Origin of the sequence: Thalassospira sp. UBA848 (assembly GCF_002295455.1) — a bacterium.
Taxonomy (GTDB): domain Bacteria; phylum Pseudomonadota; class Alphaproteobacteria; order Rhodospirillales; family Thalassospiraceae; genus Thalassospira.
This window is the reverse complement of record NZ_DBGS01000025.1, coordinates 1-14,613: the sequence shown is the minus strand read 5'-3', so window position 1 is coordinate 14,613 and position 14,613 is coordinate 1. Positions and strand designations below refer to the sequence as shown.

General features: G+C 56.5%; 13 protein-coding genes. 7 read left to right on the top strand and 6 right to left on the bottom strand.

Annotation, left to right across the window (positions count from 1 at the left end):
• The 4 genes from B2R48_RS03140 to B2R48_RS03125 form a co-directional block, all read right to left on the bottom strand.
• The coding region (locus B2R48_RS03140) for a cation:proton antiporter (RefSeq protein ID WP_296997690.1) at positions 1–1,135 on the bottom strand (1,135 nt) is incomplete at its 3' end.
• Positions 1,136–1,224: 89 nt separating this feature from the next.
• Positions 1,225–2,016: a histidinol-phosphatase gene (gene hisN / locus B2R48_RS03135; RefSeq protein WP_296997687.1), complete on the bottom strand. Its 792-nt coding sequence runs from the start codon at positions 2,014–2,016 to the stop codon at positions 1,225–1,227.
• 60 nt (positions 2,017–2,076) lie between these two features.
• Positions 2,077–2,859 carry a histidinol-phosphatase gene (hisN, locus tag B2R48_RS03130; RefSeq protein ID WP_062956836.1) on the bottom strand — a complete coding sequence of 261 codons (783 nt, stop codon included), beginning with the start codon at positions 2,857–2,859 and terminating at the stop codon, positions 2,077–2,079.
• Between the two features lie 188 nt (positions 2,860–3,047).
• Positions 3,048–3,743 (bottom strand): c-type cytochrome, encoded by a 696-nt coding sequence (locus tag B2R48_RS03125; RefSeq protein ID WP_062956835.1) that lies wholly within the window; start codon positions 3,741–3,743, stop codon positions 3,048–3,050.
• 383 nt (positions 3,744–4,126) lie between these two features.
• Here B2R48_RS03125 and B2R48_RS03120 point away from each other — a divergent pair, with 383 nt between their 5' ends.
• Complete coding sequence (locus B2R48_RS03120) at positions 4,127–4,867, top strand: 3-deoxy-manno-octulosonate cytidylyltransferase (protein ID WP_296997681.1); 741 nt, start codon at positions 4,127–4,129, stop codon at positions 4,865–4,867.
• Positions 4,868–4,936: 69 nt separating this feature from the next.
• Positions 4,937–5,797 carry a prephenate dehydratase gene (locus tag B2R48_RS03115; RefSeq protein WP_062956833.1) on the top strand — a complete coding sequence of 287 codons (861 nt, stop codon included), beginning with the start codon at positions 4,937–4,939 and terminating at the stop codon, positions 5,795–5,797.
• A gap of 58 nt (positions 5,798–5,855) precedes the next feature.
• On the opposite strand, the gene B2R48_RS03110 is transcribed toward B2R48_RS03115, so the two are convergent.
• Positions 5,856–6,761, bottom strand: a complete 906-nt coding sequence (locus B2R48_RS03110; RefSeq protein WP_296997677.1) for a LysR substrate-binding domain-containing protein — start codon at positions 6,759–6,761, stop codon at positions 5,856–5,858.
• A 120-nt stretch (positions 6,762–6,881) separates the two neighbouring features.
• Here B2R48_RS03110 and B2R48_RS03105 point away from each other — a divergent pair, with 120 nt between their 5' ends.
• The gene (locus B2R48_RS03105; RefSeq protein WP_062956831.1) at positions 6,882–7,586 is read left to right on the top strand and encodes an SDR family oxidoreductase; all 705 of its coding nucleotides are present in this window, start codon (positions 6,882–6,884) and stop codon (positions 7,584–7,586) included.
• 94 nt (positions 7,587–7,680) lie between these two features.
• Here the strand turns inward: B2R48_RS03105 and B2R48_RS03100 are convergent, their stop codons facing one another.
• The gene (locus B2R48_RS03100) at positions 7,681–9,351 is read right to left on the bottom strand and encodes a methyl-accepting chemotaxis protein (protein WP_296997674.1); all 1,671 of its coding nucleotides are present in this window, start codon (positions 9,349–9,351) and stop codon (positions 7,681–7,683) included.
• Between the two features lie 381 nt (positions 9,352–9,732).
• Between B2R48_RS03100 and B2R48_RS03095 the strand changes: the two genes are divergently transcribed.
• The 4 genes from B2R48_RS03095 to B2R48_RS03080 all read left to right on the top strand — a co-directional run.
• The gene (locus B2R48_RS03095) at positions 9,733–11,469 is read left to right on the top strand and encodes a DEAD/DEAH box helicase (protein WP_296997671.1); all 1,737 of its coding nucleotides are present in this window, start codon (positions 9,733–9,735) and stop codon (positions 11,467–11,469) included.
• A 279-nt stretch (positions 11,470–11,748) separates the two neighbouring features.
• On the top strand, positions 11,749–12,582 hold the full coding sequence (locus B2R48_RS03090; RefSeq protein ID WP_296997669.1) for a substrate-binding periplasmic protein: 834 nt from the start codon (positions 11,749–11,751) through the stop codon (positions 12,580–12,582).
• 716 nt (positions 12,583–13,298) lie between these two features.
• Positions 13,299–13,763 (top strand): PaaI family thioesterase, encoded by a 465-nt coding sequence (locus B2R48_RS03085; protein ID WP_296997666.1) that lies wholly within the window; start codon positions 13,299–13,301, stop codon positions 13,761–13,763.
• A 58-nt stretch (positions 13,764–13,821) separates the two neighbouring features.
• Positions 13,822–14,613 (top strand): acyl-CoA dehydrogenase family protein (locus B2R48_RS03080; RefSeq protein ID WP_296997664.1); only part of this gene is annotated, 792 nt, incomplete at its 3' end.

Sequence of the window (14,613 nt, the reverse complement as noted above, 5' to 3'; positions counted from 1 at the left end):
TAATCATCGCACCTGCCGCAAACAACGGCTTGAACGTGCCCGGCTCGATCATGGTTGCCATAATCAGCATGTAAATCACCGATGCAATTCCGCGCGGCCCGAACCAGCCGATATAAAGCTTCTCGCCCAGGCTATAGGGGCTGCCAATCATGCAAATCCAAACACAAAGCGGGCGCAGCACAGCAAGGCTTGCAATGGAAAACACCAGCATCTGCCATGTCCAGGCGTCATAAAGTGCTGGCACAACGATCAGGCCAAAGACAAAGAATGTCAGCATGGTCAAAAGCTCTGACTCGGCCTCGCCAAAGCTTTCGATGGTATCGCGCACCTTGTCGCTCGAGATATTAAGTGCAAGCCCCCCGGCAAAGGCAGCAACAAAGCCATTGCCGCCCAATTCCTCGGCCAGAAGGAAAATGAAAAGCGCTGCCAGAACGCCAAGCAGTCTTTCAAACCGCACGACCATGGTGCGGTGCTTGACCGCGTGATTAACGACTTGCCCGATCACGAAGCCAGATACAACCCCGATCACGGCACCGATTGAAATTTCAAGCAGCGCCTCGGCCACCCAGCCCTGATGTCCGTTACTCAGAAGATTGGCTTCAAGCAACACCGCCGTGGTGAACACCGGCAGGACCAGCCCGTCATTCAGCCCGCTTTCAATATTGATGCCCTGGCGGACCGGTTCGGGCACGCCCTTGTTTTCAAGCACGGGTCGGCCAAGGGCAGCATCGGTCGGGCTGACGATAAGTGCAAGGATGAGTGCCGGCACCAACCCGATGGATGGATCAAGCCCGACGATAAAGGCCCACGTCACCCCGATGGTGAGCGGCAGGCCCACCAGCAAAAGCCGGATCGCCACGTTGCGCGCGGCACTTTCCTTGCGGTAATTCAGAACGGCGGCATCAAGAAACAGAATGATCGCCAGCGTCATCTCGGCAAAGCCGGTGGCAAAATGAATGCTGCCCGAAAGCGCATCAAGCGGCGCACCGTGCCAAATGCCAAGCGGCAAGGCCACCAGCATCCCGGTCAAAAACATCATCATCGGCGATGAAATATTGCGCCGTTGCAGGCGACGTGATTGCAGCCCGTATATCAGCCCGGAGCCGAGAAAAAGAATGATCACCCATTCAAACATGGCGCTGCCCAACCTGTTGCCGTGATGTTGCCCTGATCACGGCAAGTGTGCCCGAAAGGTCACCATTCGCCAACCAGTTACGGCAGGCCTCAATCCTGCGCGATGGCCTTTTGCAAAACCGCAAGCCCTTCGGCATGGGCACGCTTATCACCACTGGCAATCACCAGATCGCCACTGTGCATCGTAAGGGCATTGCCATCCCAATCAGTGATGATCCCGCCCGCACCCTCAATCACCGGCACGGCGGCACAGAAATCATAGGGCTGCAGATTGGATTCCACCAACACATCGCCAAAACCCATGGCAATCAGGCCATAGCCATATGAATCAATCCCGTAAATTGGCTGCCTCGCGGCACCAAATATCGCCTCATATCCGGCAATTGCCTTTTCTTCGACGAAAAGATCCGGCCCGGTGGTGAAAATGGTGGCATCTTTCAGGTGTTGGCATTCACGTGCCGTGACTGCCTTGCCATTAAGCGTGGTGGGCTGTCCCTCCACCCCGATCCAGCGTTCATCAAGGATCGCCTGATCGATCACGCCCAGCACCGGCTTGCCATTGCGGCACAGCGCAATCAGGGTGTTGAAGCTGGGCTTGCCGGTAATGAATGACTTGGTGCCGTCAATCGGATCAAGGATCCAGACATATTCCGCATCAAGGTTTTCCGGGCCGTATTCCTCGCCCAGAATGCCGTGATCGGGCAGTTCCGCATTGATCAGGTCGCGCATGGTGCGCTCGATCGCCCGGTCGGCGTCGGTGACCAGGCTGGCATCACCCTTTTCATCGATATCAAGCGGCTTGCGGTAATAGCTTTGCAGCACCGGGCGCGCCGCATCGGCAAGCTTGTGGGCCATATCGAGAAACGGGGCATTGTTGGTCATCGGATTTCCAGTATTCGGCAAGATCAGTTGGGTGGCGGCGCGGTCAGACGGCAAATGCGATCAGGCCATCGCGGCCTTGATCGTTGCCAGAACATCCTGATGGCAACGCGCATCACCACTGGCAACCACATCACCGGCACTATCGATATCAAGCGGCTTGCCCGACCAGTCGGTCATCACACCGCCCGCACCCTCGACAACCGGCACCAGCGCACAAAAATCATATGCCTGCATTCCGGTCTCAACCACCGTATCGGCAAGGCCAAGGGCGGTCAGGCCATAGGCATAGGCATCAACGCCATACATCGGCACACGGCAGTTCTTCGAAATCGCCGCGTAGGCCTTGGCGGCATCGCCTTTGAACAGTTCAGGCGCGGTGGTAAAGAAGGTCGCACTTTTCAGCTCTTCGCATTCGCGTGCGCTGATCTCAACGCCATTCATCGTGCTGGCCTGTCCCATGACGCCGACCCAGCGTTCATCGGTAATCGCCTGATCAATAATGCCCAGAACCGGGGTTCCCTTGTGGCAAAGCGCGATCAGGGTCGCAAAGCTCGGCTTGCCGGCAATGAACGATTTGGTCCCGTCAATCGGATCAAGCACCCAGACATATTCCGCATCAACATTTTCGCGGCCATGTTCCTCGCCCAGAATGCCATGGTCGGGCAATTCCGCATTCAGGATATCGCGCATGGTGCGTTCAACCTCGCGATCCGCAATCGTCACCGGGCTGTCATCGGCCTTTACGTCAACCGCGACCGGGGTGCGGTAATATTTGCGCACAACAGGGCGCGCCGCATCTGCCAGCTTGTGGGCAATTTCCAAAAACGGGTCGAGATTTTCCATAAAGGCATTCCTGCAGGCAGTTGATGTTATGTGGGCGGTAATATTTCTGCTTTGGACCCGGAACGCAAGAACGCCTTGGGCCGTGATCCGAAACAAACACCCAAATGCAAACAGGGGACAGTTTCCTGTCCCCTGCGAAATCGGTGCTGACCAGAGATTGATGGTCAGACGATGTCTTTATTGCGTGCTTATTGCGCGGTGGCCGCGTCAATTGCGTCGCCGGCTTCTTCTGCGGCACCCTCAACGGCGGTGGCTGCTTCGTCAACAGCTTCCTCAACCGCTTCGGCTGCCTCGTCAACGGCCTCTTCGGCTGCTTCGGCGGCTTCGACCGCTGCCGGATCGGGCAGGGCGACCGGGTTGTCAGACTTGGTGTTCAGCCAGGCAATAACCGCTGCACGGTCTTCGGCCTTTTTCAGACCGCCAAAGCTCATTTTGGTGCCATCGATGTAATCGCGCGGCTTGTAAAGGAATTCGTTCAGCTCCTCAAAGCCCCAGCTGCCGCCATGGTTGGCCATGCTATCGGAGTAGGAGAAGTCGTCTCTGTGCGCAAAGTCTGCGCCAACGATGCCATAAAGGTTCGGGCCGGTTTTGTTCGGGCCGCCTTTTTCGACGTCATGGCAGGATGCGCATTTTTTGAAGACTTTTTCGCCTTCACCCATATCGGCCGAGGCCAGCATGGCAAGAATCGGTTCCGGGCCTGCCGGTTCTGCCGGTGCAGCAGCAGGCGCACTTGCACCCGCCATCACGTCCTCGGAGAACGGATATACCGGTGCTTCTAGTTCTTCAGGACTGACCAGCGCGCTGCCGACCTTGCCGACAACCACTACCAGAAGCACAGCACAAATAACGCCGGCGACGATCTTGTTGATTTCCATCGTGTTCATGACGGGACCCCGTTACAGCCTAATCACTCTCAGGTTTTATCTTTATGTTCTACCCATGCGTCCCCGGCAACTCTCATTGATGAGAAACACACGTGTAACCGCTGGCAAAACTGATCGGTGGGAAACTATACGTTTCAGCGATTTGCATCAACCTTTCTTAAACACCAAGGTGAACATGCTTGCCTTAGAACTTTCGTCTAGTGTCTAAACGCATTCACGTAATTGCCCCCGGTGTCCTGCAAAAAAGCGATTCCGCCTTTCGTCGCCGCACCAAAACCGGCTAATGTCGCGCCGATTAATGCCTGTGTTCTGCCATTGCTGTTTCACATCATGCTTTGCGCAAGATCAAACACAGGTGATTTGTGCCTGATCGGAGTAAAGAAATGTCGACCCCGCGCAATCCTGTCGTTGTAATTCCCGCCCGCATGGCGTCCACACGTTTACCAAATAAACCGCTGGCCGATATCTGTGGCGACCCCATGATCGTGCAGGTTTGGAAACGCGCGTCTGAGGCGGGAATCGGCCCGGTTCTGGTCGCCTGCGCCGAACAGGAAATTGCCGATGCGGTTACGGCTGCCGGGGGTATTGCCGTTTTGACCGATCCTGATTTGCCCAGCGGATCGGACCGTGTGCATCAAGCACTTCAGACATTCGACCCCGAAGGCAAGTTTGACGCCGTGGTCAATGTGCAGGGCGATCTGCCAACCATTGATGCCGCCGACATCCGTGCGGTGTTTGAACCGCTTGCTGACCCGTCGGTGGATATCGCGACTTTGGCCGCTGAAATCAAACGCGACGAAGAACGCACCAACCCCAATGTGGTCAAGGCCGTCGCGGCCTTTGGTTCCGGGCGTGTCGCACGTGCTCTTTACTTTACGCGCGCGACTGCACCCTACGGGGACGGGCCGCTTTATCATCACATCGGTCTTTATACCTATCGCCGTGCGGCCCTTGATCGTTTTGTCTCACTGCCGCCCGCCGAACTTGAACAACGTGAAAAGCTCGAACAGTTGCGCGCGCTTGAAAACGGCATGGTGATTGCGGTTGCCCTGGTGGATGGTGTGCCGCTTGGCGTTGATACGCAAGAAGACCTTGAACGCGCGCGCGAAGTGCTGGGTGCATAGTTGCGGAACCAGCCACCAAGTGCTTTAAGTTCATAATCAAAATACATGACCACTTCAGGAAACAGCCAGATGACTGCGCAACAAAGGATCGCTTTTCAGGGAATGCACGGTGCCTATTCAGATCAGGCAGCCCGTCGCGCCTTTCCGGGTGCAACGACAGTACCGTACAGGACCTTTGAAGGCGCTTTTGGTGCGCTTGAAGAAGGCGACGTCGACCTGGCCGTGATCCCGATTGACAACACACTGGCCGGTCGCGTGGCGGATGTGCACCACATCTTGCCGGAATCGGGTGTCCATATTATCGGTGAAACCTTCCTGCGCATTAACCACGCGCTGGTTGCTGTGCCCGGTACCAGGATCGAGGACATCAAGGAAATCCACAGCCACGTCCACGCACTTGGCCAATGCCGCAAACTGCGCAAGGAACTTGGTGTGAATGCGGTGGTCGGCCCCGATACCGCGGGCTGCGCCAAGGAAGTTGCTGATCGCGGTGACAAATCCATTGCCGCCATCGCACCGGCGCTGGCGGCCGAAATTTACGGCCTTGATGTGCTCCGTACCGAGGTCGAAGACGCCGCACACAACACCACGCGCTTTATCATTCTCGCGCGCGAACCGCTTGATATTCCCAATGATGGCACGCCGGTTGTCACCAGCTTCGTCTTCCGGGTGCGCAACGTTGCGGCTGCGCTCTATAAGGCGCTGGGCGGTTTTGCCACCAACGGCATCAACATGACCAAGCTTGAAAGCTACATGGTCGAAGGCCACTTCACCGCGACCCAGTTCTTCGCCGAGGTCGAAGCCCACCCCGAACAGCTCGGCCTGCGCCACGCGCTCGAAGAACTGCAATTCTTCTCGCACGAAGTCCGCATTCTGGGTGTTTATCCGGCGCATTCCTTCCGCAAGGAAAACAATCTTCCGGCCGAATAGGCGTGCGATCCCATACCCAATGCCAAAGGGCCGGCCATTTCATGGGGCGGCCCTTTTGTTATTTGTCGGCGAACGTGCGCCTGGCCTGGCCAAGCATCCATTGACGCACCTGACGGCAGGCATCGGGTTTTTTGCTTTGGCGCGGAATAACAAGATGGAAATCCGACCCGCCATGCAGGGTCTCGGCAAAGGGCTGGACAAGCCGCCCTTCCTTTAAATCATTCTCCACCAGAAACCGGCTGGCAAGGGCAATGCCTTGCCCCGACAGGGCCGCATCAATTGCCAGACTGGTCTGGTTCAGGCGCACGGCTTTTGCCTTGTCTGAAATTTTCCGCCCGAAAACCAGTTCCAGATATTCCGGCCACAAATTGTGCGAGTCATGAATAAGTACAAGCTGATCCAGATCGTTGATGTCCGGGGTTTGACCGAATTTTGATTGCAGTGCGGGACTGCAAATCGAAACGATGTCATGTGCGAACAAAAAATCCGCAGACAGTCCCGCTGCAAACGACGAACCTGTTTGGCGAATGGCAAGATCAACACCATCCGAATGGAAATTGGATGTCTTTTCCGTCGCAACAATCCGCAAATCGATATGCGGATTTTCTGCCGTGAAATCCGGCAGACGCGGGATCAGCCACTTTGCCGCAAAGGTCGGTGTGACACTGATCGTCAGATGTGTGGATTTGGGCTGCAACGTTTGTGTTGCATTGCGGATGATGTCAAAGGCCCTGCTGATTTCGGCATGAAATCGAAGCCCGTTTTCCGTCAGTCTAAGCCCGCGTGGCAAGCGATCCAGAAGCGTCACCCCCAAAAAGGCCTCAAGTCCGCGAACCTGCTGGGCAACTGCGCCTTGCGTCACACCAAGTTCTTCCGCCGCCAGTCTGAAATTCAGATACCGTCCCGCGGCATCGAATGCCCGAAGACCGTTCAGGGGAGGTGTTGGTGCCGATGATATGTCCATGAGATAGTTTTTCTACAGTCTCGACGATGAAATTATGATTGGTGTGACACGCTGTGAGGCTTTATTTTTCGAAAATATCATAGTTTCTCAGGCCGGAAAATGCCAAGGAAAGGAATCATCATGACAGTAGAAAAAGTAGCACTCATCACCGCCGGTGGCAGTGGCATGGGTGCGGATGCTGCCCGCAAGCTCGCCGCCGAAGGATATAAAGTTGCGATCCTGTCCTCGTCGGGCAAGGGTGAAGCACTGGCAAAGGAGCTCGGTGGCATCGGTGTCACCGGCTCAAACCAGTCAGAAGATGACCTTCAGAAACTGGTCGATCTGGCGATGGCAGAATGGGGGCGCATTGACGTTCTGGTCAATTCTGGCGGTCATGGTCCGCGCAAACCCGTGCTCGACCTGACAGACGAAGACTGGCATGCGGGGATGGATGTCTATTTCCTGAACGCGGTCCGCCCGACCCGTCTCGTAACACCGATCATGCAAAAGCAGGGCGGCGGTGTGATCATCAACATTTCAACCTTTGCCGCTTTTGAACCGGATCCGGTCTTCCCGACATCCGGTGTTTTCCGGGCGGGACTTGCGGCGTTTACCAAACTGTTCGCGGATAAATATGCCGCGGAAAATATCCGTATGAACAACGTGCTTCCGGGCTTCATCGACAGCCTGCCGGAAACGGACGAGCGACGCAATCGCGTGCCGATGGGGCGTTATGGCAAAAGCGATGAAATTGCCGCCACCATTGCATTCCTTGCTTCCGACGGTGCCGGATACATTACCGGCCAGAATATCCGGGTTGATGGCGGGATTACGCGTTCGGTGTAGCGCATGATCGTGACCACGGTTTTCCCGAAAAATACGCAATAAACACAAAAAGGGCCGGACAATCTAATGTCCGGCCCTTCTTGATATCAGGTTCTTATGAGCCGGCTTGCTTCAAAAGATCGGTCGAGAATCGCTTGATGATCTGGGTCAGCTCGCTCGAACGATCTGCAAGTTCGGTCGATGCTGATTTCAGTTCATCTGCTTCCTGTGTCGTGCTCTGGGCATTGTTCATGGTGTCTTCAACACTGTTGGAGATCTCCTTGACCCCGTCCGCACTGCGGTTGGCGTTGCCCGAGATTTCCTGCGTTGCCGCACCCTGTTCCTCGATGGCTGCGGCAATCGCGGTCGAGGCACTTCGGACCTGTTCGATGGTTTCCGAAACCCGCGAAATGCCGGTTACGGCACGTTCGGTGCCATCGACAATGTCGTTGATCTGGGCGGCAATTTCGTCGGTTGCCTTTGCTGTCTGGGTCGCAAGGTTTTTCACTTCGTTGGCCACCACGGCAAAGCCTTTGCCTGCTTCACCGGCACGGGCTGCCTCAATCGTGGCATTGAGCGCCAGAAGGTTGGTCTGGCCTGCAATGTCATTGATCAGGCCGATGATTTCCTTGATCTTCTCGACCGTTGCCGACAGGCCGGCAACATCATTCGATGCGCTTTGGCTTTCATCGGTTGCCCGTTCGACCGTGTTCGACATCTGGCTGATCTGGACGTTGATTTCCGTGATCGACGATGACAGTTCCTCGGTCGCGGCTGCAACCGCATCAACACTGTGCGACACTTCACCGGCTGCGGATGCTGCATGCTGGCTTTGACCCAGAATGCCATCGGCATTGCGTGCCATGCTGATCGCAAGATCATTGCTGCGTTTGACCGACTGATCCAAAGCACCTGCGATCCCGCCAACTTCGCTTTCAAGTTTCGATGCAATCGCGCGGATATTCTCGCGGCGTTCTTCTTCGGATTTTGCCTTGAGACCCGCGGCATCATTTTCAAGCTTCTGGGCCTGTGCCGATTTGTCACGCAGTGCCAGAACCCCTTCGCCCATATCGCCGATTTCAATGAAACGGGAATCGGTTTCCACTGGCGCATTGTAATCGCCATCGGCAATCGCGCGGATGCTGTCATTCAGGCCAACGATGCCACGCGTGATCCGGGTGCCGACAATCCACGAAAGAATTCCGGCAATCACGATGGCGATGGTGGAAATGATCACGATACGGGTGATGATGGAAACGAACTCTGACTGGACGTCATCCATATAGACACCGGCACCAAGGGCCCAGTTCCATTCGGTGATCGGGCGGACATAGGCCGCTTTCTCGATCAGTTTGTCCCCTTCGCCGGGCTTCTTGGTTTCATAGGTAATAATGTCACCGCCCGATTTGGCGGCCTCGACAATCATGTTGCGCACCCGGCTGTCGGGATTGCACTTGCCGACATCACCGGGGCTGAGCGGATCAAGAACCATGCAGTGATTATAGTCGGTGGCATAAATATAGTTCTCGCCGTCGAACCGATAATCATTAAGAAGATCAAGGGCTGCTGCCTTGGCGTCGGCTTCGCTCATCTCGCCGCTTTTGGCTTTGGCGACAAAGCTGTTAACGATGGTCACGGCCCCTTCGGTCAGATGCGAAATCTGTTCGAACTTTCCGTTACGCAGGCTTGTTTGATAGTTCAATGATACTGTCGCGATGATTGCAAGCAACACAACCAGACAGATCGCAGGAATTGAAAAAATCCCCGTCACAACGCGAAACCGCATGGAATTCCCCTTTTGAAATGCAGTTCTCCACTCCGTACACTTTATTTTTGCCTTAAATGATTAATTTAAAAAGAAACTTTCGTCGCATTATCAGGGGCTAAGCGTTTTTGCATGGCTGATCGGCGCGGGGAATGTTTGACTTATTGTGCGCTGCCCTGTATCACCCCGCTCATTCCTTCGCTTGCAAAGACAGAATGAGCTGTCAGGAACTGTATGAAAAGGCGAGGGCGGGTACGACGTGATGACGTCGATGCCTCACATCATTTGCCTCTCATGCGGGTCCGACGCTGGCTCTTTGCCAAGCACCGGTCTTGACTGCGTTTGGGCAGGCACCACAGGCGTGAACATGGCGCCGACCGGATAAACGAAGGACTTTCCTTTATGACGAATTTTAATGGGCTCAACCTCATCGAGCCCCTGCTGCGCAATGTTGAAGCTGCCGGTTTTACCGCGCCGACCGAAATTCAGGCTGCGACGATCCCGGCCCTTCTCGAAGGCAAGGACCTGATGGGGATTTCCCATACGGGTGGCGGCAAAACAGCCGCTTTCTGCCTGCCGTTGCTGCAGCGTCTTGCCGAAAACCCGCAGCGCCCGAAACCGGGTCAGCCGCGCGCTGTTATTCTGGCACCGACCCGCGAACTGGCAACCCAGATCGGCCAGTGCCTGCGTGATTTCAAAAAAGGCATCCGCCTGTTTTCTTCTGTTGTCTTTGGTGGCTCCCCGATGGGCCCGCAGATTCAGGAACTGCGCCGTGGCGTTGATATCCTGGTTGCGACCCCGGGTCGTCTGCTTGACCACATGTCACGCAACACGGTTCGTTTCGACGATGTCGAAGTCTTCATCCTTGATGAAGCCGACCGTATGCTCGACATGGGCTTCTCCGAAGATGTTCTGACCGTGGCGGAACTGCTTCCGAACAATCATCAGACCGTGATGTTCTCGGCAACCATGCCGCCGGAAGTCAAACACCTGACCGACCGTCTTCTCAATGACCCGGTCAAGGTTGAAACGGCTCCGCAGTCGAGCGTGACCGAGCGCGTGACCCAGGTTGGCATGTTCGTGAAACGTCACGACAAGACCAAGCTTCTGGTTCAGCTGCTCAAGCGTGATGAAGCCGAACGTGTTCTGGTCTTCACCAAAACCAAGGCAGATGCCGACGAACTGTCGTTCCAGCTGCGCGATGAAGACATCGACAGCGATGCCATCCATGGCGACAAACAGCAGCGCATCCGTCAGAAAATCCTGCGCAACTTCCGCAATGGCCGTTTCCCGGTCCTGATTGCGACCGATGTTGCCGCACGTGGTATCGACGTCCCGGGCATTACCCACGTTGTGAACTACGATCTGCCCCAGGATGCCGAAAGCTATGTTCACCGTATCGGTCGTACCGGTCGTGGCAGTGCCGAAGGTATTGCGATTTCATTCTGCGAGCCGCGTGACATTCGCCTGCTTCGCAACATCGAACGCCTGATCAAACAGGATGTCGATATTGACGAAGATCACGAATTCCATGCCGCTCCGCCGCCCCGTTCGTTCGGTGCCGGTGGTGGCGGCGGTCGTGGTCGTGGTGGCCGTGACGGTGGTCGTGGCTTCGGCGGCGGCGGTCGCGGTGGTTTTGGCGGCCGTGATGGTGGCCGGGGCCGTGGTGGCTTCGGTGGTGGTCGTGATGGCGGCCGCGATGGTGCCCGTGGTGACAATCGTGACGGTGGTCGCGGTCGTGGCTTTGGCGGCGGTCGTGATGGCGGCCGTGGCGAAGGTGAGCGCGCTGCGCGTGATGGCGGTGGTCGTCGTGACTTCAACGATCGTCCGCGCCGCGAAGATCGTGATTTCCGCAAGCCGCGGTTTGATAATGATGATCGCCCGCCGCGTGCTGAACGCGAAGAGCGTGGTGGCCGTGGTGGCAACTTCCGCCCGCGTGGCGAAGGTGCTGCCAACCGTGACCAGCGCGAAGGCGGCAACCGCGATGAACGCCGTTTTGCCGATAAGCCGCGTGGGGATCGCGGTGGCAACTTCCGTGGCCGTGATGGCGGTCGCGATGCCGGTCGACGTGACTTCAACGAACGTCCGCGCCGCGACAGCCGTGGTGGCAATCAGGGTATGAAACGCCGTTCGGCGTAAACGACTCTGGATCTGGTCTGTATCTGTCTTGTGCGATGAAGGTGCACATCAGATGCGGTGCCGGGTGATCACCGGGAATGACATTGATAATGGGGGGACCAGCTGGCGACAGCTGGTCCTTCGCCATTTCGGCGTGTGTTATTCCGGTTCTGAATTCGAGATAAACGTGTTTAGACCTATTCCGAAGTGTGGAATTCGGCTAAATTTACTACACCTAAGCTTAAGTATTCTGTTCTGCACGACGCCTTGGTTTGGCCTGCAGGCAGGGAAAGAGTGGAAATGATGAAGATCAGGCATGCATCTTTGGCCATGGCGTTGGCCACCGTGATTGGTTGGCTGCCGCTGCGTGCGCAGGCCTCTGATTACAGCTTTGTCTATGATGCAGATGGACATCGCGATTGCACGCGTCTGGTGGCATCGGGCAACCCCGACTACCCGCCTTATCTTTGGGTCGCCAAGGATGGTGAAGCCCTGCAAGGCGCTGCTGCTGACTTCATCAAGCGCGTTGGTGAAATCGCAGGTGTCGAAATTGACGTGGTCTATTCGGGCAATTGGGGCCGTGTGCAGCAACATATGCGCGACGGTACGATTGATATGATTGCCGGCGCTTTCCTGACCCTGCCACGCCTCGAATACATGGATTATTTCTATCCGGCCTTTCAGGGCACCCGGACCCTGATCTGGACCCGTGACAATCTTGATCTGGGCTATAGCCAATGGTCGGATCTGGTCGGGATCGAAGGGCTTACCGTGATCAATAACAGTTTCGGGCAGGCGTTTGATGCCTATGCACGCCACAATCTGACCATCCGCGAAGTCCCAAGCCTTGAACAGGGCCTTCAGATGCTCTCGCTGGATCGTGCTGAATACCTGATCTACGAAGAATTCCCCGGCAAGGCCGTGGCAGCCCACGAAAATATCACCAATATCCGCAGCTACGAAACGCCTGTCAGCACCGAAAACCTGTATCTGACCATGTCGCACAGATCGGAATGCAATTCCGGCGACCTTCGGGGCCGTATTTCGCGTGCAGTTTTCGAACTCGTTTCAAAAGGCGTCATGACCGAAATGCTCGAAGCCAGCATTCAGGACTGGGGCGAACACACCAACTAGGGCGTCCCGACCAGGCCAACGCCTGACAAGACAGCGTCGCAATGCTTCGAGGATAAAACGAGCAATCCGCCCGACCGCCACGTTTAGCAGAACCTCTGGCGACCAACCGATGGCGACCAGCATCCGGCGCCTAGTCTCCGACACCTGTTCTCCGGCACCTGTTCTCCGGCACCCATTCTCCGGCAAACAGTCTCCGACCTCCAACCGTCAGTGCGCCAGACGCCGCATCCGCTCAGCGGTGCTCAACCCCAGCCCGCCAGTGCCCGACTGCCAGCGTCCCGACTGCCAAAGTCCAGAGCCTCAGCCGCACCCCCGGCCCGCAAACCTTCGCCCCCTCTGCCTCAGCCCCGCGCCGAAGCCCGCGCAACCCACAGTCCACAACCGACAGCCCAAAGTCTGAAGTCAACAACCCGCAGCCCGGCAACGTCGGGAACCATGCACCCCCGGACCGCCACACCGCCGCACCCCGGCATCCCGGCATCCCGGCATCCCGGCACCCCAGCGCCTCAGCATCCCAGCACCTCAGCACCCTCCAGCCAACCCGACTGCCCACGGCAAAGCCGCTGAGTACCGTGCCTCAATCGGCTTTTGGCATTAAATTGGTATAGCTATGCGGATTTGATTTGACGTTAACGTTAACGTTAACTACAACAGAGTCGCGTTATCTTCCGGTGCGTTCAGGATTGGCCGCATCGCACTTACCTCAGGATCGCGACATGGCTTCGTTTGAACCGCAGAACCCCGATTACGCCGCCGAAGTGCGCCGGCGTTTCGCACAGCAACCCTACAATCTGTCGATTGGGGCACAGGTTGATGATGTGCAGCCCGGCCGGGTGGCGATGATCGTGCCAACGCGGCCTGATCTTTTGCAGCATAACGGCTATTTCCATGGCGGTCTGATCGCCGGTCTTGCCGACATTGCCGGGGGTTTTGCCGGTTGGAGCCTGGTTGAAGCTGATCAGGGAATGCTGACCATCGAATACAAGCTCAACATCGTGGCACCCGGCATGGGCGATCAGTTGCGCGCGGTTGGCGAGGTTGTTTCACGCGGTCGGTCGATCATTGTCACGCGCATCGATGTCTTTGGTATGAGGAATACCGAAACGGTCCTTTGCGCCACATCGCTTCAGACGCTCAAGGTCATGAAGCTTCCGCCGGAATTATTAAACAGCGCCGCATAATCGGGCTGATTATTCACTTTTATTAAATAACCAGAATTCGCAGGGCAGGAACAGTAACATGGCATTTTTCGACTTCCCCGGACTGAAATTCGATCTTGGTGAAACCGCAGAAGCGATCCGCGAAACCGTCTCCTCCTTTGCGGAGGCCGAAATCGCCCCGCGCGCTGCCGAAATTGATGAAACCAACCAGTTCCCCAATGATCTGTGGCGCAAATTCGGCGACCTTGGCCTGCTGGGTATAACCGTATCCGAAGAAGATGGCGGTACGGGCCTTGGGTATCTTGAACATGTTATCGCCATGGAAGAAATCAGCCGCGCCTCGGCCTCTGTTGCCTTGTCATACGGCGCGCATTCCAACCTGTGCGTCAACCAGATCAAGCGCAACGCCACAGCCGAACAAAAGGCCAAATACCTGCCCAAACTGATGAGCGGCGAGCATATCGGGGCGCTGGCCATGAGCGAGCCGGGCGCAGGATCCGACGTTGTGTCGATGAAGCTCAAGGCCGAAAAGAAGGGGGATCGTTATATCCTCAATGGCAACAAGATGTGGATCACCAACGGCCCGGATGCCGATACGCTGGTGGTTTATGCCAAAACCGATCCTGATGCCGGGCCCAAGGGCATTACGGCCTTTATCATTGAGAAGACCTTCAAGGGGTTCTCGACCGCACAAAAGCTCGACAAGCTGGGGATGCGCGGGTCGAACACCTGCGAGCTGGTATTTCAGGATTGCGAAGTGCCCGAGGAAAACATCCTTGGCCAGCTGAATGGCGGTGTGCGGGTTTTGATGAGTGGCCTTGATTACGAACGCGCGGTTCTGGCCGCAGGCCCCACGGGCATCATGCGTGCC

Coding starts and splice junctions, on each gene's coding strand:
- B2R48_RS03125 (WP_062956835.1), bottom strand. CDS start 3,743: ATGAACACGATGGAAATCAACAAGATCGTCGCCGGCGTTATTTGTGCT.
- B2R48_RS03085 (WP_296997666.1), top strand. CDS start 13,299: ATGGCTTCGTTTGAACCGCAGAACCCCGATTACGCCGCCGAAGTGCGC.
- B2R48_RS03110 (WP_296997677.1), bottom strand. CDS start 6,761: ATGGACATATCATCGGCACCAACACCTCCCCTGAACGGTCTTCGGGCA.
- B2R48_RS03120 (WP_296997681.1), top strand. CDS start 4,127: ATGTCGACCCCGCGCAATCCTGTCGTTGTAATTCCCGCCCGCATGGCG.
- B2R48_RS03095 (WP_296997671.1), top strand. CDS start 9,733: ATGACGAATTTTAATGGGCTCAACCTCATCGAGCCCCTGCTGCGCAAT.
- B2R48_RS03115 (WP_062956833.1), top strand. CDS start 4,937: ATGACTGCGCAACAAAGGATCGCTTTTCAGGGAATGCACGGTGCCTAT.
- hisN (WP_296997687.1), bottom strand. CDS start 2,016: ATGACCAACAATGCCCCGTTTCTCGATATGGCCCACAAGCTTGCCGAT.
- B2R48_RS03100 (WP_296997674.1), bottom strand. CDS start 9,351: ATGCGGTTTCGCGTTGTGACGGGGATTTTTTCAATTCCTGCGATCTGT.
- hisN (WP_062956836.1), bottom strand. CDS start 2,859: ATGGAAAATCTCGACCCGTTTTTGGAAATTGCCCACAAGCTGGCAGAT.
- B2R48_RS03105 (WP_062956831.1), top strand. CDS start 6,882: ATGACAGTAGAAAAAGTAGCACTCATCACCGCCGGTGGCAGTGGCATG.
- B2R48_RS03090 (WP_296997669.1), top strand. CDS start 11,749: ATGATGAAGATCAGGCATGCATCTTTGGCCATGGCGTTGGCCACCGTG.